The sequence below is a fragment of the Halomonas sp. KO116 genome, assembly GCF_000734975.2.
GTDB classification, from domain to species: Bacteria; Pseudomonadota; Gammaproteobacteria; order Pseudomonadales; family Halomonadaceae; genus Vreelandella; species Vreelandella glaciei.
The window spans coordinates 1,759,567-1,783,654 of sequence record NZ_CP011052.1 but is presented as its reverse complement, the minus strand read 5'-3'; the positions used below and the strand labels follow the sequence as shown (position 1 = coordinate 1,783,654).

Annotated in this window: 27 protein-coding genes; 2 read left to right on the top strand and 25 right to left on the bottom strand. The window is 53.3% G+C overall.

From position 1 onward, the window contains the following. Positions 1 to 36: 36 nt before the first annotated feature. From KO116_RS08250 to phaR, 4 genes are all read right to left on the bottom strand, one after another. Positions 37 to 909 (bottom strand): phosphoribulokinase, encoded by an 873-nt coding sequence (locus KO116_RS08250; RefSeq protein WP_035563180.1) that lies wholly within the window; start codon positions 907 to 909, stop codon positions 37 to 39. Further along, positions 909 to 1,349 (bottom strand): acyl-CoA thioesterase, encoded by a 441-nt coding sequence (locus tag KO116_RS08245; RefSeq protein ID WP_035563177.1) that lies wholly within the window; start codon positions 1,347 to 1,349, stop codon positions 909 to 911. Before KO116_RS08245 ends, KO116_RS08250 begins: the two co-directional genes overlap by 1 nt. A gap of 79 nt (positions 1,350 to 1,428) precedes the next feature. Continuing rightward, on the bottom strand, positions 1,429 to 2,715 hold the full coding sequence (gene purD, locus KO116_RS08240; RefSeq protein WP_035563174.1) for a phosphoribosylamine--glycine ligase: 1,287 nt from the start codon (positions 2,713 to 2,715) through the stop codon (positions 1,429 to 1,431). Positions 2,716 to 2,781: 66 nt separating this feature from the next. Then, positions 2,782 to 3,288, bottom strand: coding sequence for a polyhydroxyalkanoate synthesis repressor PhaR (phaR, locus tag KO116_RS08235; RefSeq protein ID WP_035563171.1), 507 nt, complete (start codon positions 3,286 to 3,288; stop codon positions 2,782 to 2,784). A gap of 134 nt (positions 3,289 to 3,422) precedes the next feature. On the opposite strand from phaR, the gene KO116_RS08230 reads away from it, so the two are divergent. Next, positions 3,423 to 4,136, top strand: coding sequence for a 16S rRNA (uracil(1498)-N(3))-methyltransferase (locus tag KO116_RS08230; RefSeq protein ID WP_035563169.1), 714 nt, complete (start codon positions 3,423 to 3,425; stop codon positions 4,134 to 4,136). Between the two features lie 30 nt (positions 4,137 to 4,166). Here the strand turns inward: KO116_RS08230 and rloA3 are convergent, their stop codons facing one another. The 12 genes from rloA3 to hemH form a co-directional block, all read right to left on the bottom strand. Further along, on the bottom strand, positions 4,167 to 4,733 hold the full coding sequence (gene rloA3 / locus KO116_RS08225) for a retropepsin-like aspartic peptidase RloA3 (protein ID WP_035563166.1): 567 nt from the start codon (positions 4,731 to 4,733) through the stop codon (positions 4,167 to 4,169). Between the two features lie 33 nt (positions 4,734 to 4,766). Then, on the bottom strand, positions 4,767 to 6,035 hold the full coding sequence (locus tag KO116_RS08220) for a lytic murein transglycosylase (protein WP_035563164.1): 1,269 nt from the start codon (positions 6,033 to 6,035) through the stop codon (positions 4,767 to 4,769). A gap of 92 nt (positions 6,036 to 6,127) precedes the next feature. After that, on the bottom strand, positions 6,128 to 7,573 hold the full coding sequence (locus KO116_RS08215) for a DASH family cryptochrome (protein ID WP_035563162.1): 1,446 nt from the start codon (positions 7,571 to 7,573) through the stop codon (positions 6,128 to 6,130). Then, the gene (locus tag KO116_RS24590; RefSeq protein ID WP_082072569.1) at positions 7,570 to 7,749 is read right to left on the bottom strand and encodes a DUF2256 domain-containing protein; all 180 of its coding nucleotides are present in this window, start codon (positions 7,747 to 7,749) and stop codon (positions 7,570 to 7,572) included. The genes KO116_RS08215 and KO116_RS24590 overlap by 4 nt, the downstream gene beginning before the upstream one ends. Positions 7,750 to 7,951: 202 nt before the next feature. Then, on the bottom strand, positions 7,952 to 8,356 hold the full coding sequence (gene mnhG, locus KO116_RS08210) for a monovalent cation/H(+) antiporter subunit G (RefSeq protein WP_035563159.1): 405 nt from the start codon (positions 8,354 to 8,356) through the stop codon (positions 7,952 to 7,954). Further along, positions 8,349 to 8,618, bottom strand: coding sequence for a monovalent cation/H+ antiporter complex subunit F (locus KO116_RS08205; protein WP_008958995.1), 270 nt, complete (start codon positions 8,616 to 8,618; stop codon positions 8,349 to 8,351). Before KO116_RS08205 ends, mnhG begins: the two co-directional genes overlap by 8 nt. Continuing rightward, entirely contained in the window at positions 8,618 to 9,091 is a 474-nt protein-coding gene (locus KO116_RS08200; protein WP_035563156.1) for a Na+/H+ antiporter subunit E, read from the bottom strand. The genes KO116_RS08205 and KO116_RS08200 overlap by 1 nt, the downstream gene beginning before the upstream one ends. Then, positions 9,088 to 10,692 carry a Na+/H+ antiporter subunit D gene (locus KO116_RS08195; protein ID WP_035563152.1) on the bottom strand — a complete coding sequence of 535 codons (1,605 nt, stop codon included), beginning with the start codon at positions 10,690 to 10,692 and terminating at the stop codon, positions 9,088 to 9,090. Before KO116_RS08195 ends, KO116_RS08200 begins: the two co-directional genes overlap by 4 nt. After that, the gene (locus KO116_RS08190; protein WP_008958992.1) at positions 10,689 to 11,036 is read right to left on the bottom strand and encodes a Na+/H+ antiporter subunit C; all 348 of its coding nucleotides are present in this window, start codon (positions 11,034 to 11,036) and stop codon (positions 10,689 to 10,691) included. The genes KO116_RS08195 and KO116_RS08190 overlap by 4 nt, the downstream gene beginning before the upstream one ends. A gap of 18 nt (positions 11,037 to 11,054) precedes the next feature. After that, complete coding sequence (locus KO116_RS08185; protein WP_035563150.1) at positions 11,055 to 11,486, bottom strand: Na+/H+ antiporter subunit B; 432 nt, start codon at positions 11,484 to 11,486, stop codon at positions 11,055 to 11,057. After that, positions 11,479 to 13,830 (bottom strand): putative monovalent cation/H+ antiporter subunit A, encoded by a 2,352-nt coding sequence (locus KO116_RS08180; RefSeq protein ID WP_035563147.1) that lies wholly within the window; start codon positions 13,828 to 13,830, stop codon positions 11,479 to 11,481. Before KO116_RS08180 ends, KO116_RS08185 begins: the two co-directional genes overlap by 8 nt. Positions 13,831 to 14,067: 237 nt before the next feature. Continuing rightward, complete coding sequence (gene hemH / locus KO116_RS08175; RefSeq protein WP_035563145.1) at positions 14,068 to 15,147, bottom strand: ferrochelatase; 1,080 nt, start codon at positions 15,145 to 15,147, stop codon at positions 14,068 to 14,070. Between the two features lie 280 nt (positions 15,148 to 15,427). Between hemH and KO116_RS08170 the strand changes: the two genes are divergently transcribed. Further along, entirely contained in the window at positions 15,428 to 15,826 is a 399-nt protein-coding gene (locus KO116_RS08170) for a thiol-disulfide oxidoreductase DCC family protein (RefSeq protein ID WP_035563143.1), read from the top strand. 37 nt (positions 15,827 to 15,863) lie between these two features. Here KO116_RS08170 and KO116_RS08165 read toward each other — a convergent pair whose 3' ends face one another. From KO116_RS08165 to rnr, 9 genes are all read right to left on the bottom strand, one after another. Beyond that, positions 15,864 to 16,166 (bottom strand): DUF6482 family protein, encoded by a 303-nt coding sequence (locus KO116_RS08165; protein ID WP_035563140.1) that lies wholly within the window; start codon positions 16,164 to 16,166, stop codon positions 15,864 to 15,866. Positions 16,167 to 16,408: 242 nt separating this feature from the next. Then, positions 16,409 to 16,702 carry a hypothetical protein gene (locus tag KO116_RS08160; RefSeq protein WP_008958984.1) on the bottom strand — a complete coding sequence of 98 codons (294 nt, stop codon included), beginning with the start codon at positions 16,700 to 16,702 and terminating at the stop codon, positions 16,409 to 16,411. Between the two features lie 139 nt (positions 16,703 to 16,841). Beyond that, complete coding sequence (dnaB, locus tag KO116_RS08155; protein ID WP_008958983.1) at positions 16,842 to 18,230, bottom strand: replicative DNA helicase; 1,389 nt, start codon at positions 18,228 to 18,230, stop codon at positions 16,842 to 16,844. Between the two features lie 301 nt (positions 18,231 to 18,531). Beyond that, on the bottom strand, positions 18,532 to 18,978 hold the full coding sequence (gene rplI / locus KO116_RS08150; RefSeq protein WP_035563138.1) for a 50S ribosomal protein L9: 447 nt from the start codon (positions 18,976 to 18,978) through the stop codon (positions 18,532 to 18,534). A gap of 15 nt (positions 18,979 to 18,993) precedes the next feature. Then, the gene (locus tag KO116_RS08145; RefSeq protein WP_008958981.1) at positions 18,994 to 19,845 is read right to left on the bottom strand and encodes a hypothetical protein; all 852 of its coding nucleotides are present in this window, start codon (positions 19,843 to 19,845) and stop codon (positions 18,994 to 18,996) included. A 12-nt stretch (positions 19,846 to 19,857) separates the two neighbouring features. Continuing rightward, positions 19,858 to 20,085, bottom strand: a complete 228-nt coding sequence (gene rpsR, locus KO116_RS08140; protein WP_008958980.1) for a 30S ribosomal protein S18 — start codon at positions 20,083 to 20,085, stop codon at positions 19,858 to 19,860. Between the two features lie 33 nt (positions 20,086 to 20,118). After that, entirely contained in the window at positions 20,119 to 20,496 is a 378-nt protein-coding gene (gene rpsF / locus KO116_RS08135) for a 30S ribosomal protein S6 (protein WP_008958979.1), read from the bottom strand. A gap of 236 nt (positions 20,497 to 20,732) precedes the next feature. Beyond that, complete coding sequence (rlmB, locus tag KO116_RS08130) at positions 20,733 to 21,518, bottom strand: 23S rRNA (guanosine(2251)-2'-O)-methyltransferase RlmB (protein ID WP_035563136.1); 786 nt, start codon at positions 21,516 to 21,518, stop codon at positions 20,733 to 20,735. Positions 21,519 to 21,520: 2 nt separating this feature from the next. Continuing rightward, positions 21,521 to 23,968, bottom strand: a complete 2,448-nt coding sequence (gene rnr, locus KO116_RS08125) for a ribonuclease R (RefSeq protein WP_035563134.1) — start codon at positions 23,966 to 23,968, stop codon at positions 21,521 to 21,523. Positions 23,969 to 24,088 lie beyond the last annotated feature (120 nt).

Genomic DNA, 24,088 nt, shown 5'->3' with positions numbered 1-24,088 from the left:
CTCCTTACGGCTTTCAACCAATGCTGACGGTCACGATTAACGGAAGCGCCGCTGCGCCAGTAGATGCCTGACCAGAGGGGCAAGGATAAGCTCCATGGCCAGCGACATCCGCGCGCCGGGTACCACCAAGGTATGCGGGCGGGTCATAAACGAATCTTTGATCATCGCCAGCAGCCAAGGGAAATCAACCGTGGAGGGATCTCGAAAGCGGATGACCACAAACGACTCAGCATCAGTGGGGATATCCTGCACCTCAAAGGGGTTGGAGGTATCAACCGTAGGCACCCGCTGAAAATTGATGTGGGTGCGCGAGAACTGCGGCTGGATATAACGGACATAGTCATCCATCCGGCCCAGGATAGTGTCAATAACCGCTTCTTGTGAATAACCACGCAGCTTGGTGTCACGGTCGATTTTTTGAATCCACTCCAGATTCATGGTGGGTGCCACGCCTACCAATAGATCCACATGGCGGGCAATATCATACTCTTCGGTCACCAACCCGCCGTGCAAACCTTCATAGAACAGCAGGTCGGTTCCACAGGGCAGCGATTGCCACTCGGTGAACGTCCCCACCCGGTAGCCCGCTTCAATTTTCTGCTTATCTTCGGCGTGGATATAGTGGCGAAAGGTACCTGAACCATGTTCGCCATACTCGCTAAACAAGCCTTCCAGGCGGTCCAGTAAGTTAGCCTCTACGGCAAAATGAGAAAGCTCATCTTTGCGCTCAGGCTCTTCCCGGAAGATACGGTGCAAATCATCGCGAGTGTAGCGGTGAAAGGCATCGCCATCGACCATGGCTGCATGCACATCTTCACGCAGAAACATCCGCTCAAAACTGCGCCGAACGGTGGTCGTGCCCGCCCCGGAAGAGCCGGTGACCGCAATAATCGGATACTCCCGTGACATTAGCCGCTCCTCGCATGTGCAAGCGCTTGTTTAACCTGCTCAGGCACCTCAGCAGGGCGGCCCGTAGCAAGATCAATCAGCAGTTGATTAACCCGTGCTGTCGCGACAACCTGCTGGGATTCTGCCTGGTAAATACGCTGATAAACTGTCAACGCTTTACCTTGCGGCTCAGGCACGGCAGTCGCAATGATCAAAGCGTCAGGCCAGCGTGCTTCACTTTGATACGTTACCGCAAGGTCGGCGACGACCGATGGATGCCCATGCATGTCCCACTCAGGCAGATCCAGCGCCGCAAAGGCTTGAATACGCGCCTCGTGGAGCAGCGATACCACCGCATCGTGCCCCAAATGACGGCCGTAGTTTATATCGGTTACCCGCACTGTCAGAGAGTGACGATGAATGACCGCTTCAGCGGGAAAGTCCAGCTTGACACGCTCCATGCCTTTTCCTCGTCAGTGAAGTAGGAAACCTCGGTTTAAACGGCGTATGCGTTCAGTACTAGCTCAGCATCAGGAGTACTTACCCCTCGCGAGCAATCGCTCTGAAAGCGATATCACGCCGACACTCAACGCCTTCCCAGTGAATCGCGTTAACGCCTTGGTACGCTTGCTGCTGCGCTTCTGAAACGCTATCACCTAACGCTGTTACGCACAGCACACGCCCGCCTGCCGTAGTGATCTCACCCTGGGCATTTTGCGCTGTACCCGCGTGAAACACTTTGCACCCCGTCTGTTCAGCGTCTGCTAAGCCGTGGATAACATCGCCTTTGCGATAGCTACCAGGATAGCCGCCAGCAGCCAATACCACGCCTACCGCCGCACGTGAATCCCATTCGCAATGCTGTCCGGCCAATCGGCCTTCGGCACCCGCCAAGCAAAGCTCCGCCAGGTCAGAAAGCAAGCGCAGCATAATCGGCTGGGTTTCAGGGTCACCGAAGCGGCAGTTGTACTCAATAACACGAGGGTTACCGGCGGCATCAATCATTAAGCCTGCATACAGGAACCCCGTATAGGCATTGCCCTCAGCAGCCATGCCACGCACAGTGGGCAGAATCACCTGCTCCATAATGCGCGCATCAACTTCAGGGGTAACCACCGGTGCTGGCGAATAAGCCCCCATACCACCCGTATTCGGGCCGGTATCACCATCGTAGGCACGTTTATGGTCTTGGCTAGTCGCCATGGGCACGACATTCTCGCCATCCACCATGACAATAAAGCTCGCCTCTTCACCCTCTAGGAACTCTTCAATCACCACCCGAGCGCCTGCATCGCCAAACGCATTGGCTTCCAGCATGTCACGAATAGCGGCCTCTGCTTCGGCTTCGCTAAGGGCTACGATGACGCCCTTACCCGCAGCCAAGCCATCCGCTTTGATCACTATCGGCGCACCCATTGTTTGCAGATAGGCCAGCGCGGGGGCTACCTCAGTAAAGGTTTGATAGTCCGCCGAAGGGATTTTATGACGAGCCAGAAAATCCTTGGTAAAGGATTTGGAACCTTCCAACTGGGCAGCCGCCTGCGTAGGGCCAAAAATTGTTAACCCCGCGGCTTGAAAACGATCGACCACACCGTCTACCAAAGGCGCTTCAGGGCCTACCACGGTAAGGCCAATCTGCTCATCACGGGCAAAGGCGATCAGACCCTCTAAATCGGTTGCCGCAATCGCCACATTGGTTAACTTAGGCTCCGTGGCGGTGCCTGCGTTTCCAGGCGCGACAAATACTTGTTCAACCTGTTTAGATTGCGCTAATTTCCAAGCCAGGGCGTGCTCACGACCACCGCCGCCTATCATCAAAACCTTCATGTGCATCCTTCTCAAACGGGAGAGCGTTATCGGCGGCATTATGCCACAGCGCAGCGGCGAGTGGGGTTAGGAGGTAGGTTTGTTATCATCGCTGGTGTCGCGGTTATCGCCCTCAGCCTGCGTTGTATCGTCTGAGTCATCAGCTTGACCGGGCTGGTTCAGCGTTTTTTGCCAAAAGCGCATATTCTCTTCAGCTAACTCGCGCATAAACTCCAACGGCGTGTTACGCATCGCCTGCTTCCACTGACTTTGCAAACGCTTTTGCTGCTCTAACATCAGTTGAGTGCCCTGTTCTAGATAGCGCGACAGCGGCAACGGTGATGTCATGTCGTAAACGCGGATTAATTGCGCCAGCAGGTCGTTAGAAAACACTTCTGCCTCGCTGTCCGCTTGCTCCTGCTCAATAATAATAGAGAGCAAAATAGTACGCGTCAGATCTTCCCTGCTTTTGGCATCTTCTACCCGAAATGGCTCTTCTTCGATAATTAAACGGCGTAGGTCTTCCAGCGTTACATAACGACTTTGCTGAGTATCGTACAACCTACGGTTAGCATACTTGCGAATCACGCGCACGGCGCATCTCCTTAAACGCGATAGGGGCTTTTGTTCCCGTTACTGGTATTGTGCCTGCACCACGCGTCCATGCAAGCCACCTTAATAGTTTAGCAAGACGCACTGCGCCTGTTCTGTGACCAATAGACCTCATTATGAATTTGATTTTGCTTGATCCTAACGATCTGACCGCCGACGGCCACGTCTGCATCACCGACCTACGTCGCCTGACACATTTACGCGAAGTCCATCGCTCAGTCCCCGGCGACCTTCTTACCGTAGGTGTACAGGGCGGTAACATGGGTAAAGCGCTGCTGAAGGAACTGACGCCGGAACGCGCCTTTTTCCAACTGGAAGCCCTTGATGAACCACCGCCGCCACCACTTCCCGTGCACTTGGTGCTAGCACTTCCCCGCCCGCGGATGCTAGCGCGCACGTTGGAACATGTAACGGCGCTGGGTGTGAAAGAGATTACCTTACTGCATACCAAGCGGGTGGAAAAAAGCTACTGGCAGTCACCCGAGTTACGCGCTGAGAAAATTCATCAACACCTCCTATTAGGCTTGGAACAAGCGCGCGATACACAGCTGCCTACTGTCACGCTGAGCAAAGGCTTTCGTCCATTTCTGGAGCAGCAACTACCTGGCTTACTGGGCAACCGACGCGGATTGGTAGCCCACCCTGGCATGCCTGCCCCCTGTCCCAGAAATATCAGTGAACCTACCTTGTTATTAGTAGGGCCAGAGGGAGGATTTATAGCGTGGGAAGTCGAGCAGTTGCTGACGGCGGGTTGCGAGGGCATGCACCTTGGCCCGCGCATTCTACGCGTCGAAACAGCCGTGACCGCGCTGCTGTCACGGCTGTTTTAACTTAGTCAATGTCAGTGTAAATGTAAGTGGTTAAGATTGGTCATCTTCCGGGTCGTGGGGCACAACGGTCGCGTTTTCCCCACACTCAGGATCTTGCAAGAAGGTTTCACGCACATCTAGCATGCCAAGGTGGCTAATCGTACGGCGGCCCAGCAGTAGCGGGTAGTTCATCTCTTCGCGGTCGCGCAGACTGAATTGCTCTTCATAAATAGTATCGCCCATGCAGACTTCCAGCAGCACCACAGGGCGTTCGTCGCGGCCGCCGGCTCCGCGTACGGCTAATTCTCGGTAAAGCGGACGCTCAATCTGATCACTGAAGACCTCACCACTCGCCTGATCTTCAAGCTTTAAACGAAAGCGTACCCACTCTTCATCATCTTGCTCAAACAGCTCAATATCCCGCGCATCCAGCGAGGAGGTTAATGCGCCACTATCAAGTTTGGCCTTCACTTCAATATCCCAAGGCTGCAGGGTTGCTTTTTCAACCCAGCCAAATACTTGATCGTCATCGGCCATTGCCACGGAGGCAGAGAGCAAGCCTCCCATCAACACACTGCCTAGTAACTTTTCTAGTAACTTTTTGCCCATTAATTGCATAGCATCATCCTTGGTAAATTAACGTAAACCTAGTCACTCTAAATGACTGCGTAACTGCTCAAGCAGTGCTTGCGTCGCAAAGCCATCCGGCATTAACCCTTGATCTCGCTGGAAGTTCCGCAACCCCTGGCGTGTATTGGGCCCCATTACGCCATCCGCGCCGCCCACAGAGTAACCAGCGCGGTTTAGACCCCGCTGAAGTTCTTGAACATCGCCACGGGTAAGCGGTTGCTGATCCCGCGGCCATGCATGCTGGATTCCATCACGCCCGGCGATTGCATCACCCAGTGTCGCGACGGCCAATGCATAACTGGTGGCATTGTTATAGCGTAAAATGGCGCGGAAATTTGCGCCGGCTAGGAAGGCAGGCCCCTCAGCCCCCGCAGGGATAATGATGGCTGCGCTATCAAAGTTGGGTAACTCACCCTGCAGCGCTTGAACACCTTTTCCACGCCACTCAGCGCTGCTGCGTCGCTCGGTCTGAGCATAATCAAAGCCTTCTGGCAAACGCACCTCGACTCCCCACGGCTGACCGGCCTGCCAGCCAGCCCGGTCAAGATAGTTAGCCGTTGATGCCATAACGTCGGGGATACTGCCCCAGATATCGCGACGGCCATCACCATCGCCGTCCACGGCATAGGCTTCAAAACTGCTGGGGATAAACTGGGTATGACCCATCGCCCCTGCCCAAGAACCTTTCATCTGCTCGGCGGCGATATCTCCTTCGTCGATAATACGCAAGGCAGCGAGTAGTTCACCACGAGCAAAGTCACGACGCCGACCGTCATAAGCCAGTGTGGCAAGGGATTCCAAGGTTGAGAAATCGCCGAAATTACTGCCGTAGTTGCTCTCGATTCCCCAGATGGCGACGATAATTTCGGCAGGGATGCCAAAGCGTTGCTGCATCTCCAGCGCGGTATCCCGGTGGGCAGCCAACTTCTCCCTCCCGGTATTAATCCGCGTAGACGACACCGCAGTATCAAGGTACTCCCAGATAGCGCGGACAAATTCGGGCTGATAACCGTCGAGTTCGATCACCCGCTCGCGAAAGCGTACGCCATCCAGTGCACTGCTCAGGGTTGCTTCGCTGATTCCCTGATTGGCGGCGTACTGACGAAACTCCTGAAGCCACTGCTGAAAGTTTGCATAACTAACCTCAGTTGCCGCCTGAGTATCTACTTCTGTCATCAATTGAGAGTCGGCGAGCGCAACACTGCCTGCAAAAGAAGTACTTAACGCGGCAATGAACGAGGCACATACTAAAGGGCGGAATGGTCGCCCAGCAGAGAAATTACGAGACATCATTTATATCCTTAGGCAGTCCTTGGCATGCCTGGGATGATGGCCTAGAAAAGTCGTAGATGCCAGCCTTCACGGCTGGTCATAAGCGAAGGTTACTTTGTAACGATAGTCAATATAGGCGGCTTGGCTGTTGTAACCGCTTCTTGGTAAGGAATTAACCACGGCGCCCACTGTTCGGGTTCAACATAAGGAGCCTTAAACGCGAGAGCATTGACACGCCATGGTTGATGGCGTGCTAAACCAGGGGGTAAATTTTCGAGCGGTTTCACCCAGTGCGCAACATACAGCCCTTGCGGGTCATAATGGCCTGCCTGCTTGAGCACGTTAAAATAGCGATCCTGTCGTGGAGCGCGCCCTACCCCGGCAATATAACGCCAATTACCCCAGTTATTGGCAACATCGTAATCAACCAAGCAGTGCTCAAACCATAAAGCGCCTAATCGCCAATCCACTTTTAAGTCTTTCACCAAAAAACTGGCCGCATTTTGCCGGGCGCGATTGGATAACCAGCCAGTGTGGCGCAGCTCTAACATCGCGGCATCCACAAACGGCAGCCCTGTGGCAGCATTGCGCCAGGCATCAAAAGCGGCACAGGGCTTGGCTGGTTGACGAGAGCCAAACATCTTCGCCCCTTCCAGCTCAGCAACACGGATAAAATACTCCCGCCAAAGTAGCTCAAAAGTAATCCAATAACTCGATTCGGTGCTACCGTGCTCCGCTTCCCACGCTTTCACCGCCGCATACACTTGGCGAGCCGACAGACAGCCGCGGGCGAGCCAGGGTGAAACACGGGTTGAAAAATTCGCGCCCAGCAGGCCATTGCGGGTTTTCTTATACGTCTCTGCGCCCTGTTGACGCCAAATGTAATCGTTAAGGCGCGTATGTGCCGCCGATTCACCACCCCGATACACATAGCCCTGACGGCTATCAGGCTGCCAGGTGGCGCTCTGCTCACAGACGGCTTTCAAGGGTGGAAATCCTCTGGGAGCTTCAGGCCAGGGGGGCAGCGTTACCGGTGCGCAGCGACTCTCAGGCACCGTACATGCTTGCTCTACGCTACGCCTGAAGGCAGAAAAGCTGTTGGGTAATGCCGCCTGCTCGAAAGGCAATGCATGGCGTTCAAAGAGGCGCCCACTTTCCATGCACGTAACGGTTGTTTCACTAGGCAGCGACTCTACAACTGCTTGGATATGGGCATTTTCGTCAACCCCAGGATACTCGGCAACGCGCACTTGTCGGGCATTAAGCGAAGCGGCCAACTCAATGACAACGTTACTCGGCTTACCAATGCGTACCAACAAATCACTGCCGCGTTGCAAAAGCTCACCGCGCAATTCCATCAAACTTTGCCATAAAAAGCGTAATCGGGCTGGCCCGATCCGCGGCGTCGATTCGCCCTCTATGAGAGGTGCCAACCACTGCTCATCCACGACAAAGAGACAAAGCAGGTAGCTAGGACGAGCGGTAAAGTGAAAAAGAGGATTATCCGCAATACGCAGGTCGTCTTGCAGCCAGACAATATCGATCGTGCTGTTCATGCTTGTGCCTCCTTGGGGTGCTTTGATGCCAAGCGCTTTGGCTGCTTAGCACTACGACGGCAGCGTTCGCTGCAGTAGCACACCTCGTTCCAGCAGCGCGCCCATTTTTTCCGCCAAAAGAAGGAACGCTCGCATTGAACGCAGGTTTTTTGCGACAAATGTTGTTTGCGGTGCATTGAACATTACTCACGCGCGCATGTAGCATGCCTCAAAACATAGACAAATTATCTTATACAGTACAATTATTGTACATGATAATTTTTTACCAGCGTGTATAAAAATAACGGGGCTTATTAAACAGAGGATGTGAAAAAGCCACCCGAAGGTGGCTCAATAGGGGTTATCCACTGGCGGTGACAGGATTGGTGTCGTCAGCTTTTAGTCGGGGTCTGTTTCCCTTGGCTGGCGTTTGGCATTTTCCTGCGTTTCCAGGCCACTTTTTAATTCGTGGGTCAATGGGTCGTAGTTAGGGCGCAATTCATCTTTGACCGTTCCACTCCAAAGCTTGGAGCCGACAAAGTAACCGGCTCGCCCAATCACATGGGCCGCTACCGGTGCGGTCATCAAAATAAACACAATAATGGCAAACGAACGGGCCACAATGCCTACTTCTGCAAAGTGCATAGCGGCAGCCAGCATAACCAAAATTACGCCTAACGCCGCCGCTTTGGTGGTCGCGTGCATACGCGTTAGCAAATCAGGCAACCGCAGCAGGCCTACCGAGGCAAGCAGTATAAATAGCGCGCCACCTATAATTAACGTGCCCTTTATAAAATCAATCATCCCGCGGACCTCCCCTTTCCAAAAAGCGTGCAAACGCTATCGCCGCCAAAAACCCCATCAAGGCAATCACAATGGCGGCATCCAGGAAGCTGGCAACATCCGACTTGATCGCATACACCCCAACCAACCCAACAACAGTGGTTGAAAAAAGCTCCAATGCGACCACGCGGTCGGGCAGACTCGGGCCACGAACGACACGAACAAAAGTCAGGATAAGCGCCAGGCTCATGATGACTTGGCTGATCAGAATAACCGTATCCATTAGCGAAACAGCTCCAAGGCCCGATGCTCCATCTCTTTTAAATTACGTCGCAATTCCTCTTCGTTATCTAAAAACATCGCATGGATATACAGCACCTTGCGGTCATCAGACACATCCAGGCTAAGCGTTCCCGGCGTTAATGAAATCAGATTGGCCACCATGGTAATTTCCATTTCGGTACGGGCGGAAAGCGGCATAGCGATAACCCCCGGCTTCATATGCCAAGGTGGCGTCACGATATCGAAAGCGACACGTAAGTTGGCTTGAATGAGTTCTTTTAGAAAAAAGCCGATAAAACCGATAAAGCGCGGCACGCGAGCAGGATAACCTTTCAGGGCATCCAGCTGAGGCTCAATTAGCACCAGCGTGATATAACCGAAGATTAAACCGACAAGGAGATTCAGCCCACTGAAATCCCCGCTCAACAGTACCCAGGCTAATCCTAACAGCAGGTTCCAAATGGCACCGGTCATGGCAACTCCTCCCCGGCGTCAGCCTTAGGTTCTTCGTCGGTGGCGACAGCTGAATCCAGCAACACATCTTCGGCACTGGCTGAAGCGCCCAGCACTGCTTCGATATACCCGTGAGGCTCAAGCAACTGATCACCAATGCCGGTCATTACCCACATAATCGGTTCGGCAAACACACCAATCAGTAACGATGAAAGAGCCAGTACCATTACTGGCAAATACATCATCCACAGACTTGGTTTTAACAGCCGCCCATCGTCGCCGGTTGGCGTGGCCGTTTCGGGTACCAGGTTATCTTCCGGTAGCGATTTCCAGAATATTTCATTCCAAATTTTGACCATGGAGTAGAGCGTCATTAAACCCACTGCCAGCGCAATACCAGTGGCCACGTAGGCCTCAACTTCCAGACCCGCGCGAACAATCACAAACTTGGCAAAAAAACCTGATAGCGGCGGCACACCGGCCAACGAGAAGGCAGAGATAAAGAAAGCAACGGCTAACCAAGGGCGCTCACGATAGAGCCCCCCCATTTTTTTAAGCTGGTACGTGCCCTGCAACCGATGGGTAATACCGCTAATCAAAAACAGATTGGTCTTCACCACCATATTATGCACGATGGCAAACACCCCCCCGGCAATCGCCAGCGGCGTATAAAGCGCCAAACCTAAGATCATATAGCCAATTTGGCTGACAATATGAAACGACAGAATGCGCCTAAACTCATACTGGGCTGCCGCACCCAATACGCCCGTTACCATGGTAAACACTGCGCCCCAGAGCATAATGTCCTGAAGATAGCCCATGGTTTGATCGAATATCAGCGTGAAAACACGGAACATCGCATAAACGCCGACCTTGGTGAGTAGCCCGGCAAATAGCGCTGAAACGGCGACTGGCGGCGTGTGATAAGACGCAGGTAACCAAAAGAACAGCGGAAAAGCCGCCGCCTTGATCCCGAACGCCACCATAAACATGACCGCTAACACTTCGACCATGCCCGAGTGCTCTGCCTCATCCATGCGCAGCGCAATGTCAGCCATGTTGAGCGTTCCCACCATCCCGTAAAGTAGCCCCACCGCCGTCAGGAAGATCACCGACGCTAACAGGTTCAGCGTGACATACTTAATCGCCCCTTCCATCTGTGCGCGTTCGCCGCCCAGAATCAGCAGTGCAAACGAGGCCACCAGCATCACTTCAAACCACACATAAAGATTGAAGATATCGCCGGTCAAAAACGCGCCGGTCACCCCGGCAAGCAACAGGTGCATCAAGGGGTAATAGCCAAATTTTTCATGGCCACGGCCAGTGGTTGCCAATGAGTAAATCCCCATTGCCAAGCCGATAATCGCGGTCATCAAGACCATGACGGCACTTAGCAAATCGGCAATCAAGGTGATCCCAAACGGGGCTGGCCAGCTGCCCATCTGCATCGTTACGTAGCCATCCGACAACGTCGATACAAACAGCCACAGGCTGACTATTAGCAGCGCGACATTTCCAGCCACCGCCATAAAGCGCTGCATGGGTCGCGAGCGCCAAAACAGCAACGAGATAGCCCCTGACAACAAGGGCAGGAGGACGGGAAGAGCAACTTCAGGCCTCACGTATCAGTATCCTTCATCTTATCGAGATCATCGGCCTTAACGACTTCGTAGGCACGCCGAATCAATACCACTGCAAACGCCAGCACCCCGAAGGCAATCACGATCGCTGTTAGCACAACCGCTTGGGGCAAAGGGTCAGCTACGCCACTAGGCGGCTGCATCATACCTTCTGCAATCAGCGGCGGGGCACCACGGGTCATGCCCGCCGTGGTGAAGATTAGCAAATTGGCAGCGTTGGAAAGCAGCATCAAACCAATCACCAGTTTGACAATAGAGCGACGCAGCATCATAAAAATGGCCGTTGCATAAAGCAGACCAATCGCCACTGCCATCAATGGTTCCATACTGAGCCTCCTAATGTTTCAAGGTTCATCCTTGTCGACCTCCATCAGCGTCATTACCATTCCAGTCACGGAGCCCAGTACGGCGAAGTACACACCGATATCAAAGATCAGCGGTGTGGACGCTTTAAAGTCGATGATGGGAATTGTCCACCATTGGGCGGTCAAAAACGGTTGACCCATAAACCAAGCAGGCACCACCGAAATCATTCCCAACAGTAAGCCGATGCCAATTAAGTCGCGAGGGTCGACCATTCGCAGTACTTCTTTGGTAGCGCTCACGCCAAAGGCAAATAAATAGAGCGTAAAGGCCCCCGCCGCCACTAAGCCAGCAATGAAGCCACCACCCGGTTCATCATGCCCCCTGAGCAGCAGGAAGACAGAGAACAGTAGCTGCAGCGGCATTAAAAAGCGTGCCGCGGTATTGAGAATAATCGTACCTGACTTAACCATCGTACGGCTCCTTGGTGGTCACTTTACTGCTCTCCCCGTTTTTGCCATTGCTGCTCTCTCCATGGCGCAGCTTCAGCATCGCGATAACACCAATCGCTGCGAGTGCCAGCACGAACATCTCACCCAGGGTGTCCAGAGCGCGGTAATCAACCAAAATGACATTGACGATATTGCGGCCATAAGCCAGCGGCGCACTGTTCTCAATCATGTAAGTCGAAATCGGTTCAAACTGCTGAATGCTCCACGAGGTCATAATCAACAAGCAGATCAAGATCCCCATCATCGCAGCGACGGAGCCATCACGAATACGTTCAAGGCTCGTCGACAAATTCGAGAACCGCGGCAGCCGAAACAGCACCAGTACCAGCAAAATCACCGTAAGTGTTTCCACCAGTAGCTGCGTTATGGCTAGGTCCGGAGCACTGAAAAGGATAAATATGAGCGCAATAGAGAAGCCCATCACCCCAACGGAGACAACGGCCCCAAGACGCGAGCGAGTCGTCGTGGCAAAAAGCGCCCCCATCGCCATGGTGCCCGCCACTACCACTTCGTGAAAACGAACATCCAGATCAAAAGCGAATATTGGCGAATGGCGTAACAAGATTGAATTCCCAATCAGCGCAATAAGCGTGATCAACATCACCAGAATGTAGTTACGCATATAGCCGTTTTGCAGCAGCCGTGTTTGCCACTCAGAGAACTGCACAATGCCGTTCATCATGCTTTCATAGCCCGCTTCGGGACCATGGCGCATGATCGGAGCCAGTAATGAAAGCTTGGCTCGCACACTATCCCAACGCTTAAACAGCAAAAAGCCAACGCCCAGGCTGATGATCGACATTATCAACGCCACATTGATGCCGTACCAAAGTGACAGTGTCACCTCCATCGTTTCTCCAGAAACAGAAGTGGCAGCTGACGTTAATAAGGCATTAGCGCCTAGCAAGGCTGGCATTAAGCCCAACAGTAGCGACCCTACTGCCAGTAACGCAGGGCCCACTAACATGCTTAGCGGCGCTTCATGAGGCTCAAGGGGGGTATGGTGACGCTTACCATAAAAGGGCCGTAACGCAATGATAAAGGCCACCGCAATCGTCAAAATAGAAGCGACAAAAGCGAATAATACCAACAGCATACGGAAGCTACTGGCGCCTAATACAGACTCAAGCATCAGCTCTTTACCGATAAAGCCAAACAGCGGCGGAACCCCTGCAAGTGAAAGCGCCGCTACCAATGCGATCATCGCCGTTACCGGCATTAACGAGCGCAGCCCGCCCATCTGCGTCACGTCTTTGGTACCGGTTTCATGATCAAGAATACCGGCGACCATAAACAGCGCGCCCTTGTACAGAGAGTGCGCAAGCAGAAAAGTGACAAAAGCGGTCATCGCATATTCAGTGCCAATGCCCAGCAACATTGTCAGCGTACCCAACGCCATGATGGTCGAGTAAGCGAGCAGCTTTTTGATATTCGTATGGTGAATCGCTAGGAACGCGCCGGTCAGCATTGTCGTCGCCCCAACAACGGACAAAATACCGACCCACATCGACGTTCCACCAAGCTCTGGGTGTAAGCGAGCCAGTAGATAAATGCCCGCTTTCACCATCGTGGCGGAGTGAAGATAGGCAGAGACCGGCGTAGGTGCGGCCATGGCGTTGGGCAGCCAGAAGTGGAACGGGAACTGAGCCGATTTGGTAAATGCCCCAAGCAGCAAACAGATCAGCATGGGTGTGTAGAGTGCATGCTCACGCAGGTCGGCTTCCTGACTAAGGATCTCCGCCAGCGACCAGCTATCGCTCGCAATCCCCAACAATACCAGGCCCGCCATTAATGCTAAGCCACCGGCCACCGTGACAAATAGGCCCTGACGGGCAGACTTACGTGCTTCAATATCGGCGTGATTAAAACCGATCAGTAAATAGGAGGTAATGCTGGTCAGTTCCCAGAAAATAAACAGTGTAAATAGCCCGTCCGCTAACACCAGCCCTAGCATTGAGACCATAAAAGCGACGAGTGCAATATGAAAACGTGCGATATCGGGATGATCTTTTAAGTAACCACCCGCATATACCAGCACGCAGGCGCCCATGATGGTGATCAATAGCCCAAATAGAAGTGACAAGCCATCCAGCAGGAAAGTAAGACTGATACCCAGGGAAGGCACCCACTGCCACTCCAACAGCAAGCTGCCGTTCTCAATTATTTCAGGGGCTTGTAGTAACAGCCAGGCCGCTAACCCTGCGGGGAAAAGCGCCAGTACAAGGCTGGTGTGATGCCCGAACCAACGATGCAGTAGCGGTGACGACGCGGCCAGCAAAAACCCCATTAAAACGGCAAGTTGCATCTGGCGAAATCTCCTGAAAAATGAAAGGCTCACCTTGGAGGTTGAGGCGAATACCCAGGCATCATGCCCTGTCACTGGCATGCCAGCGTTGAAGTAGTGTGATTCTAAAGTTGTACACCTTATAACAGGTGGTTTTGACTGACCAGTCAAACGCTTAAACGCAAACAGCCGCTGGCGAACAAAAACTCGTCCGCGGCTGTTGTCAAGAAATGACTATAGCAAATAAGGTGTTACACGTTAGGCAATAGACAACCAACCCGCTAATTCATTATTGATAACGCTTAGCAGCGCTTCGATATGGTCATCACGGTCATTGAGGCAAGGAATATAGCTAAACGTTTCCCCTCCCGCTTCCATAAAGCTATCGCGAATCTCCTCCTCGATCTCTTCCAGGGTTTCGACACAATCTGACGAGAAAGCCGGCGACATAATCGCAATATGTTTATGCCCCTGCTTGGCAAGCTCCGCTACATGCTTGACGGTTTGCGGGCCAACCCACTTTTCAGGGCCAAACTGTGACTGGAAGGCGGTATCGACCTCCTCTTTGCTGAAACCAAGCTTCTCACGCAGCAAACGAGTGGTTTTCTGGCACTGGCAGTGGTAAGGGTCTCCCTCCATCAAGTAACGCTCGGGCACCCCATGGTAGCTCGCGACAAGCTTGGTGGGCCGGGTCGCAAAACCGTCATAGGCTTCTTGTACCGAGTTAGCCAACGCCTGAACATAGGCAGGATGGTCGAAATACGCGGGCACTGTGCGAATGTATGGCTGCCACTTCATTTTCATCAACGTACGAAATGCTTCGTCGTTAGCCGTAGCCGTCGTCGGAGAACCGTACTGAGGGTAGAGAGGGAAAAAAACGATTTTCTCACAGCCCTTCTCCTTCAATCGCGTCAATACGCTTTTGGTAGAAGGGTTGCCGTAGCGCATACAGAAATCGACTTCGACATCGTCGCCATAAAGTGCTTTCAGACGCGCCGTTATTTTTTCGGTTTGAGCACGCGTGGTGGTTAACAGAGGGCTCTCGTTTTTTTCGTTATTCCAAATACTACGATACGCTTTACCCGACGAAAATGGACGCTTCGTCAAAATAATCAACTGCAGCAGTGGTTGCCATTTCCAACCGGCATAGTCAACCACGCGCTTATCAGACAGGAACTCACTCAGGTAACGACGCATTGACCAATAGTCGGTGGCATCCGGTGTTCCCAAGTTCGCGAGTACCACGCCGACTTTGGCACGCGGCACCGGCGGATGATCGCTAGGTGCATGGGCCAAACGGCCTTCGCCCGGCTGATCCTTGACGACATTCTCGGTCATTACTCATGCTCCTGAAATATAACGGTGTCACTGATCACTAATAAAATTTAAGCCTACCAGATGGCTAAATCTTACCACTTTTCGGGAAAGTGGCGGCATAAAGTTATACTATCGGCATCATTTGTATAACTATAGGTTGTATAAATTCAGGTTGTATAACTACAGGCCAATCCATGGCCAAGCCTGTGCTTCTGATGCTTGGCAATCAGCTCTCTTTTTCACTCAAAATGCTACAAGACGCGCCCGCCAATACGATCAGCCCAACCAATATAGGACAACGATGAGCCACTACACACCGCTACATGCGTCACCGCCCGCCACACTTTTCCACGATGGCCACTGCCCTTTTTGTCAGCAGGAAGTGGCTTGGCTTAAAAAGCATCGTCACCGGGAACGCATCGCACTGGTAGATATCCAGGCCAGTGACTTTAACGCTCAGGCATACGGGCAGGAATTTAATGCGATGATGGGCCAACTACATCTAAAAGATAGCCAAGGAGAGTGGTATATCGGGATGGATGCCAGCCGTGCCCTCTATGCAGTTTTGGGCTACCGGCGGCTGGTGAAGATTTCATGCTTACCGGGTGTACACGGCGTGATGAATGCCGGTTACCGTTATTTTGCCCGTCGTCGAATACGAATCGGGCGGTGGTGGGAAAAGCGTAAAGCTAAGGGTTAACGATTTATACGTGAAGCGTTTGGGTTAGCGCGTAAACTTAAAATACTAACGGCATACGCGGTGTAAGCGGCTCACTGTAATGAGCGTCACGGCCAATTACTTCATCGTGCGGTACGTGCTGTACTAAGTACGCGCGGTGAATGCCAGCCCGTTTGAGTTCCATATAGGCATCATCCAGCGACCGAAATAGCATTGGCTTAGAACGCTGCATCAGCATATGGCGCTCGCCTTCAACATCTTCCAGCTCAACCTGATAAAAACGGCTACCCGAATGGGTAATCACGCGAATTTCAAAGTCGTCGTGGCTGGCGACAAATTGCTTAAGATCCTTCAGTTCCATGGTTCCCTCCTGTTATTTGTCTGTGTCATCAAGTATGCCATCAGACATGGCATCAGGGCACAGCATGACTGCACCCTATGACATTTCTGTTGCCCTGTTGTTGCAGTGTTGTGACGTCCATTAAAAGATAGACGCACAGTAGCTGGTTATTCAACAAGTGATTTTCCAACACTAATTTTTCAGCTATTAGGAGGGCAACAGTGCAAGAGAGTTCCTGACCGAAGCGTCAAGAAGTCGTTATTTTATTGATATTCAGAAGGGTCGATGGCTTTGCCAAGTGAATTACGGTCAATCCAGTTGCCGCCTTTGGTCTCTTTGTAACGAAACACGACCTTATCCCCCACCTTAACGGGCAGCTCTCCATCTTCGGTTTGATAGCTATACTTTTCCCCCTCCACGACCAAATGGTAACGATAAAGGTCTGGCATACCTAACCACTCTTTGAAAGGCCCTTCACGCTCCAGTGCTTCAAGCTCACCGCGACCTTCTAGCTTAGGAAGACGCTGCCGATTACCGCGCCGAAATCCACCTGCCATTTGCTACTCCCGTTTATTTGCATATCGTCGTGGATGGGCATTATACGAGCTCGCTCCCCATCCTCAAGTGACTCATCACAAAGCTGTCTTTACAAGCCCATCTTTAAACACCAGTCTTCCCAAACCAGCCTGTAAAAACCTAGTCGCCGAATGCTTGACCGTAGCTATCCGGGGCCAAATCTTCAAAGCGAGTATATTTACCGATAAACGCCATGTGAACGGTGCCGATCGGGCCGTTACGCTGCTTACCAATAATTAACTCCGCGATACCTTGGTTATCGGGGTTATCTGGATTATAGACTTCATCGCGATAAACGAAGGCAATCACGTCCGCGTCCTGCTCAATGGCGCCCGACTCACGCAAATCCGACATGACAGGACGCTTGTTGGGACGCTGCTCCAACGAGCGGTTCAACTGGGAAAGTGCCACGACTGGACAATTAAACTCTTTCGCCAAGCCCTTCAACGAGCGCGAGATTTCAGAAATTTCACCGGTACGGTTTTCATTGAAGCCGGGAATCTGCATTAACTGAAGGTAATCGATCATCACCAGGGCAATATTGCCATGCTCCCGCACCACCCGACGCAACCGTGAGCGCATTTCATTAGGCGATAAGGCCGCGGTATCATCGATGAATAGCTGTTTGTCTTTGAGCAGGTTGACGGCGGAAGTTAAGCGCGGCCAATCCTCATCTTCCAATTGCCCAGTACGTACGCGGGTTTGGTCAATCCTACCCAGCGATGACAGCATCCTCAGCATCAAGGATTCGGCGGGCATCTCCATAGAGAACACCATGACCGGCTTGTCGCTGGAAATAACCGCATGCTCCACCAGGTTCATCGCGAAGGTGGTTTTACCCATGGAGGGACGACCTGCAATCACCACCATATCTGAAGGCTGTAACCCAGTGGTCATCTCGTCCAGGTCACGGAAACCGGTGGAAAGCCCGGTCATTTCCCCTTTCAGGTTAAACAGCTCATCAATGCGATCAACGGCTTTGGTCAAAAGGTCACTCATGCCGATAGGACCACCAGTCTTAGGACGCTCCTCGGCAATCTGGAACACTAACCGTTCAGCCTCATTGAGCAATTCATCCGCCGGGCGCCCTTGAGGGGAAAAAGCGCTATCGGCGATTTGGTTAGCCGCACGGATCAATTTACGCAGCGTTGCCCGCTCACGCACGATATCGGCGTAGGCGCGAATATTACTGGCAGAGGGCGTGTTACGCGCAAGCTCGGCTAAAAACGCTAACCCACCGACCGTATCCAAGTGATCCCGCGCTTCCAGCGCTTCGGAAAGCGTTACCACGTCCAATGGCTGACCGGATTCAGCCAGATGAATCATCACGTTGAACACTAAACGGTGCTCATAACGGTAGAAATCATCCGCCACCAAGCGCTCTGAGACGTTATCCCAGGCTTGGTTATCCAGCATTAGCCCGCCTAATACCGACTGCTCCGCCTCCAGAGAGTGCGGCGGCAGTTTTAGCGCTGCCGTTTCTTTATCAGCAGAAGGCTGGTCCTGCATAGCGAGCTCCTTTAAATACTACAGCGTAGCCAATAATGAAGAGGGGTATCTTAGCCGGAGCGAGGACGTTCGACCACCGACATCACAGCCAATCTAGACATTGTCTGAAAAACACCAAACCGTAATAGACCAGGCGGATTTATGACACTATCCAGCACTACCGTCTTGCAGCACAGGCGTCAGAAATAACAAAAGGCGCGGGTTTCCCCGCGCCTTTGAGGCGTACGTGCTAGCACAGAGAATGACCAAGCACTAAATACTCACTTGGAATTTACCTCGTACTTAAGTAGCACTTACTTAATTACTCTGCAACTACCACTACGCGTACAGTCGCATTCACTTCAGCGTGCAAGTGAATAGCAATGTCGTATTCGCCAGTTTGGCGAATCGGCCCTGTCGGCATACGCACTTCGCTCTTGGCAATATCGATGCCAGCAGAGGAAATGGCGTCAGCCAGGTCACGCGGACCAATAGAACCGAACAGCTTGCCTTCATCGCCTGCTTTGGAAACCAAAGACAGCTCGATGTCGTTTAGCTGCTCAGCGCGCACTTCGGCTTCTGCCTTGCGCTCAGCGGCTTGCGCTTCGAGCTCAGCACGCTGTGCTTCAAACGCTTCGATGTTGTCTTTGGTGGCCGGTACGGCTAAGCCGTAAGGCACCAAGTAGTTACGACCATAACCAGGCTTCACGGTGACTTTGTCACCCAGGCCGCCCAGCTTACCAATGTTGTCGAGCAGAATGACTTCCATCTCGTAAACCTCTTGTCAGTTGCTGCGGGCAAGGCGTGCGCGAACGTTCGCGAATGTATCAATCAGCCCCAACAGCAGCACAATGAGAATCGTGGGCCAGGTCGTGATTAGCAGCACATAAAATGCTACCAGCCACAGCCCGTTCATCCCCTTTATTCCAATAAACCCATGCACTAACGCAACGCCAGCTACCAACAGCGGAATCCAACCAAGCATCGCCAGCGCGTGTGCGCCCAGCAGCATGCCTATCACTCCAATGACGACCAATACGGCCAGCTCTTTGGGTGTTAAGCGTAGTGCATGAAACTCTTCGCGAAAGCCACCTGGGTTATACAACCCAGCTTGCCAACTACGCGCAAGCGCTAAACACACTATCGCTGCCAACAGCACCACAAGCCCTGTCACTCCACCCACCACTAATGCGGCGATGGTTTGGGTATCGTAGCCCTGATTGGCGAATTCCGTGAGCATGCGGTCCACTTCTTCTGAACCTTCCCGCAACTGCTCAAGCATTAACTCTGTGCCGCCTGGTGGGCTGAAGATGCCAAGCTGAACCATGACAGCGGCGACCAACGTCCCCACAATCAACGTTTCACCCCAACGCATCCTCTCGCGCAGGATAACGGCCATCAGCGTTACCAGCAGTATGCTAGCAAGCGGAATGACGTCTCCCTGTGCCCACCACCAGCCAGCAGGCAGTGCTGCAGCGATAATGACTGGCAGCGCAGGTGCAAAACCTTTGCGTAGCGTCATCAACGCGGCGATGGCTGCCCCTAACCAGAACAGCCAAGGCACTAGCGTTGCCAGGGCCGCCCCGCCTGCAGCGTAAGGCGTGCCCCGCATTAGCCATCGGGCTAGTGCCAGCATCACGTTAAACGCTTACTGGTGGCTATCGGAGTAGGGCAGCAGTGCCAGATAACGCGAGCGCTTGATAGCAGTCGCCAACTGACGCTGATAGCGTGCTTTGGTGCCGGTAATACGGCTTGGAACGATCTTGCCGGTTTCGGTGATGTAAGCCTTCAGCGTGTCCAGATCTTTGTAATCGATCTGCTTGATGCCTTCAGCGGTGAAGCGGCAAAACTTACGGCGACGGAAAAAACGTGCCATGGACTAGCTCCTTAAAACGTGCAGTGAATAAAATCAGGCAGTTTCTTCTTCTTCAGCGCGCGGTTTTTCTTCGCGACGCGGACGTTTTTCTTCTGCCGGCTTCATCATCGGGGAAGCTTCAGTAACAGCTTCTTTGCAGCGAACAACCAAGCTGCGGATAATGGCGTCGTTGTAACGGAAGATATTCTCGATTTCATCGAGAGTCTCGCCGTTACATTCAACATTCATCAGCACGTAGTGGGCTTTGTGGATCTTGTTGATCGGGTAAGCCAAGTGACGACGGCCCCAATCTTCTAGACGGTGCACAGTGCCGCTGTTTTCAGTAACGATGCTGGTGTAGCGCTCAACCATCGCCGGCACCTGCTCGCTTTGATCCGGGTGGACCATAAACACGATTTCGTAATGACGCATGGGATCTCCTTGCGGTTTGACAGCTTCCGTTGTGTGCTACTGCTAAAGGCAATAAACGACGACAAGGAAGCAAGGAGTTAACTGAAGTGCTCCGCCACCGCATTAAACGGCTACCGGGGCATCAAACAGAACTTTTATTTCAACAACTGTTTTTCAACGACAGTTTCAATTACTAATTCTCACAGCTAACGCCCGCTTGCAGACAAACGGGCGCGTGTATCTTAGTCGTACGGCGGTTAACTTGCAAGCTGGCGCTGTCGGACAGCTTCAAACAAGCAGATACCGGTAGCTACTGACACATTCAGGCTAGAAACCTCCCCTGCCATCGGTAACTTGGCAAGGTTATCGCACGCTTCGCGCGTTAACCGCCGCATGCCCTTGCCTTCTGCTCCCATCACCAGGGCAGTAGGGCCTGTCATATCAATATCAAAGACGCTGGCCTCAGCCTCACCTGCCGTGCCGGTTATCCAGACACCGGTATCTTTTAGCTTGGCAAGGGTACGCGCCAAATTCGTTACTTGATAAACCGGCACTACCTCGGCGGCACCACAGGCAACTTTGCGCACGGTGGCATTGAGCGGCGCGGCCTTGTCCTTCGCCACGATCACTCCGTGAGCACCAGCGGCATCCGCGCTGCGCAGGCAGGCACCGAAGTTATGCACATCCGTCACGCCATCCAAAATCAGCAACAGTGGCGGTGTATTCGAGGGCCAGGCGCGCAGCTTAAGCCAGAGCGACTCCTCGCCCTCTGGCGTCAGCGGTGGACAAAATGCCACCACACCCTGATGAGCGGCGCCCTGGGTTAGCTGATCAAGCAAATCGCGCGGTTGCTCTTTCACACGAGCGCCATGCGACTGAGCGTGGGCGACCAACTCTTTCAAGCGGCTCCCCGCCCCCTGCTGCACCCACAATTCACGGGGTGCCTCACCTCTATCTAGCAGGCTTTGCAGTGCATGAACCCCATAAACCTGATCTAACCCATCAGGGGTCTTGGGACCCCGCCGTGAAGACGCTGACTTCATGCTCAGCCCTTATTCGGTGATGGTTTGCGTGGGCCGTTCCGTGTGCGGCGTGGGCCACGACGCGTAGCGGGCTTCTCGCTGCTGGATGGTTTGTCACCAGAGGCTTTGGCACTACCCGTTTTCGTACTACCTGTTTTCGTACTACCTGTTTTGGCACCAGCGCCCCCTTCCCCGCCGCGGCTCTTACGCGGCTGGCGGCGTGGACGAGGCTTTTCATCCCCCAGACCGAAGTCGATCTTGCGGTCATCCATATCGACCCGCGCCACTTGAACGGTAAGACCATCGCCTAAGCGGTAAGTGGTGCCGGTGCGCTCGCCTTTCAGGCGGTGCTTCTCTGCTTCGTAGTGGTAGTAGTCCGACGGCAACGAGGTCACATGCACCAAGCCTTCCACAAAGAACTCATCCAGACGCACGAACAGGCCGAACTGAGTGACGGAGGCGATAGTACCTTCGAACATTTCGCCCAGCTTGTCGGACATGAACTCGCACTTCAGCCAGCTCTCGACATCACGGGTGGCTTCGTCGGCGCGACGCTCCGTCATCGAGCAGTGTTCACCCAGCTCAAGCATCTGCTCGAAGGTATATGGGCACCACTTGCTCGGCGGCTCAACCGGAGATCCTTCAACGCGCAGCACCGTATTGGTCTGGCGCGGACCGCGAATCACCGAACGAATAGCACGGTGCACCAGCAGATCAGGATAGCGGCGGATCGGCGAAGTAAAGTGGGCGTAGGCCTGGTAGGCCAACCCAAAGTGACCTTCGTTTTGCGGCGAATAGACCGCCTGATTCATCGAGCGCAGCATGACCGTCTGGATGATATCGAAGTCAGGCCGGTCGGCAATCGTTTCACGAAGTGCCTGATAGTCTTGCGGAGTGGGCATATCACCGCCGCCGACTGCAAGGCCCAACTCGTTCAAGAACAGGCGCAGTTTATCAAGCCGCTCAGGTGTCGGCCGTTCGTGAATACGGTACAGCGCCGGCAGGTCATGCTTATCCAGGAAGCGCGCGGTCGCCACGTTGGCGGCCAGCATGCACTCTTCAATCAACTTGTGCGCGTTGTTACGGCTACGCGGAACGATTTTTTCGATTTTACGCTCATCATTAAAGATGATCGCCGTTTCAGTGGTGTCAAAATCGATCGCACCACGCTCAGCGCGCGCTTCGCGCAACAAATAGTAAAGCTCTTCCAGATTTTTCAGCGGCTTAACTAGTTCGCTGTGCTCTGTGCGTAGCGCCTCGCCCTCTTCGCTCTTCTCGTCAAGAATCGCCGCCACCTTGTTATAGGTAAGGCGAGCATGGGAATTCATGACGGCTTCGTAGAAGCGGTAGCGGCTAATCGCACCGGTTTGCGAAATATTCATCTCGCACACCAGCACCAAGCGATCCACGTGGGGGTTCAGCGAACAGAGTCCGTTGGACAATAGTTCCGGCAGCATGGGAACGACTTGGCCAGGGAAGTAGACCGAGTTACCCCGCGTGCGGCCTTCGTCATCCAAAGGCGTGCCGGGGCGCACATAGTGGGAAACGTCCGCGATCGCGACGAGCAGTTTCCAACTACCGGATTTGGTCTTCCAGGCGCACACGGCATCATCAAAGTCTTTGGCAGACTCATCGTCGATGGTAACCAGCGGCACGTCACGCAGGTCAACGCGGTGCTGCTTATCCTCTTCCAACACTTCAGCTGAAATGCCAGCAATTTGGTCGAGCACTTCAGGCGGAAACTCTGCAGGAATATCGTAACTGCGAATCGCAATATCAATTTCCATACCGGGGTCCATACGCTCACCCAGCACTTCGATTACCTCGCCTACCGGCTGTACACGGGTGGCTGGCTGCTGAACGATCTTGGCCGAGATCACCTGGCCATCTTTAGCGCCACCGCAGGCGCTATGCGGAATAATCACTTCCTGAGTAATACGCGGGTTTTCCGGTATTAGAATACCAAACTCAGGGGTATTGCTACGGTAAACACCGACGATAGTCTGGGTGTTACGCGCAATCACATCGGCAATGGTCGCTTCATCACGACCACGACGATCACGCCCGCTAACGCGTGCCAACACATGGTCGCCGTGAAAAACGCGCCGCATTTGACGAGGCGGCAGCACCAAATCAGGCTTTTTACCATCATCACGCAGCAGGAAACCAAAGCCATCACGATGGCCAAGCACTTTGCCTTTGACGAGATCGAGCTTGTCGATCAACGCATAGGCACCTCGGCGGTCGCGCAGCACTTGACCATCGCGCTCCATCGCCGCCAAACGGCGACGGACAGCTTCGATCAACTCTTCGTCTTCCAGACCCAGCAGGCGGCTCATATTTTCATGGGTAATCGGCTTGCCATACGTCTCTAAGGCAGCAAGCAAATACTCCCGGCTTGGCGCTGGGTTACCATATTTATGCGCCTCGCGCTCGGCGTGCGGATCATCACTTAACGTCCAATACTTCATACGAGCAACATCCTTAATGGCGTCATTTGCGAGAGGCATAAAAAAAGCGCATACGCAGTGCGTTGCGGGCGGGATATTTCAGTGTTTGAAAAGCTGAAATGAATAGGATTTTGTTTAGTC

Coding starts and splice junctions, on each gene's coding strand:
- KO116_RS08160 (WP_008958984.1), bottom strand. CDS start 16,702: ATGGCAGGTGGATTTCGGCGCGGTAATCGGCAGCGTCTTCCTAAGCTA.
- KO116_RS08230 (WP_035563169.1), top strand. CDS start 3,423: ATGAATTTGATTTTGCTTGATCCTAACGATCTGACCGCCGACGGCCAC.
- purD (WP_035563174.1), bottom strand. CDS start 2,715: ATGAAGGTTTTGATGATAGGCGGCGGTGGTCGTGAGCACGCCCTGGCT.
- KO116_RS08190 (WP_008958992.1), bottom strand. CDS start 11,036: ATGGAACCATTGATGGCAGTGGCGATTGGTCTGCTTTATGCAACGGCC.
- KO116_RS08220 (WP_035563164.1), bottom strand. CDS start 6,035: ATGTCTCGTAATTTCTCTGCTGGGCGACCATTCCGCCCTTTAGTATGT.
- KO116_RS24590 (WP_082072569.1), bottom strand. CDS start 7,749: ATGCACCGCAAACAACATTTGTCGCAAAAAACCTGCGTTCAATGCGAG.
- KO116_RS08205 (WP_008958995.1), bottom strand. CDS start 8,618: ATGGATACGGTTATTCTGATCAGCCAAGTCATCATGAGCCTGGCGCTT.
- KO116_RS08145 (WP_008958981.1), bottom strand. CDS start 19,845: ATGCTGGCACTAGCCCGATGGCTAATGCGGGGCACGCCTTACGCTGCA.
- rpsF (WP_008958979.1), bottom strand. CDS start 20,496: ATGCGTCATTACGAAATCGTGTTTATGGTCCACCCGGATCAAAGCGAG.
- KO116_RS08170 (WP_035563143.1), top strand. CDS start 15,428: ATGAGCCACTACACACCGCTACATGCGTCACCGCCCGCCACACTTTTC.
- KO116_RS08165 (WP_035563140.1), bottom strand. CDS start 16,166: ATGGAACTGAAGGATCTTAAGCAATTTGTCGCCAGCCACGACGACTTT.
- rlmB (WP_035563136.1), bottom strand. CDS start 21,518: ATGAAGTCAGCGTCTTCACGGCGGGGTCCCAAGACCCCTGATGGGTTA.
- rnr (WP_035563134.1), bottom strand. CDS start 23,968: ATGAAGTATTGGACGTTAAGTGATGATCCGCACGCCGAGCGCGAGGCG.
- KO116_RS08250 (WP_035563180.1), bottom strand. CDS start 909: ATGTCACGGGAGTATCCGATTATTGCGGTCACCGGCTCTTCCGGGGCG.
- hemH (WP_035563145.1), bottom strand. CDS start 15,147: ATGACCGAGAATGTCGTCAAGGATCAGCCGGGCGAAGGCCGTTTGGCC.
- rplI (WP_035563138.1), bottom strand. CDS start 18,978: ATGGAAGTCATTCTGCTCGACAACATTGGTAAGCTGGGCGGCCTGGGT.
- KO116_RS08200 (WP_035563156.1), bottom strand. CDS start 9,091: ATGACCGGTGCCATTTGGAACCTGCTGTTAGGATTAGCCTGGGTACTG.
- KO116_RS08215 (WP_035563162.1), bottom strand. CDS start 7,573: ATGAACAGCACGATCGATATTGTCTGGCTGCAAGACGACCTGCGTATT.
- mnhG (WP_035563159.1), bottom strand. CDS start 8,356: ATGATTGATTTTATAAAGGGCACGTTAATTATAGGTGGCGCGCTATTT.
- rloA3 (WP_035563166.1), bottom strand. CDS start 4,733: ATGCAATTAATGGGCAAAAAGTTACTAGAAAAGTTACTAGGCAGTGTG.
- rpsR (WP_008958980.1), bottom strand. CDS start 20,085: ATGGCACGTTTTTTCCGTCGCCGTAAGTTTTGCCGCTTCACCGCTGAA.
- KO116_RS08180 (WP_035563147.1), bottom strand. CDS start 13,830: ATGCAACTTGCCGTTTTAATGGGGTTTTTGCTGGCCGCGTCGTCACCG.
- KO116_RS08245 (WP_035563177.1), bottom strand. CDS start 1,349: ATGGAGCGTGTCAAGCTGGACTTTCCCGCTGAAGCGGTCATTCATCGT.
- dnaB (WP_008958983.1), bottom strand. CDS start 18,230: ATGCAGGACCAGCCTTCTGCTGATAAAGAAACGGCAGCGCTAAAACTG.
- KO116_RS08185 (WP_035563150.1), bottom strand. CDS start 11,486: ATGGTTAAGTCAGGTACGATTATTCTCAATACCGCGGCACGCTTTTTA.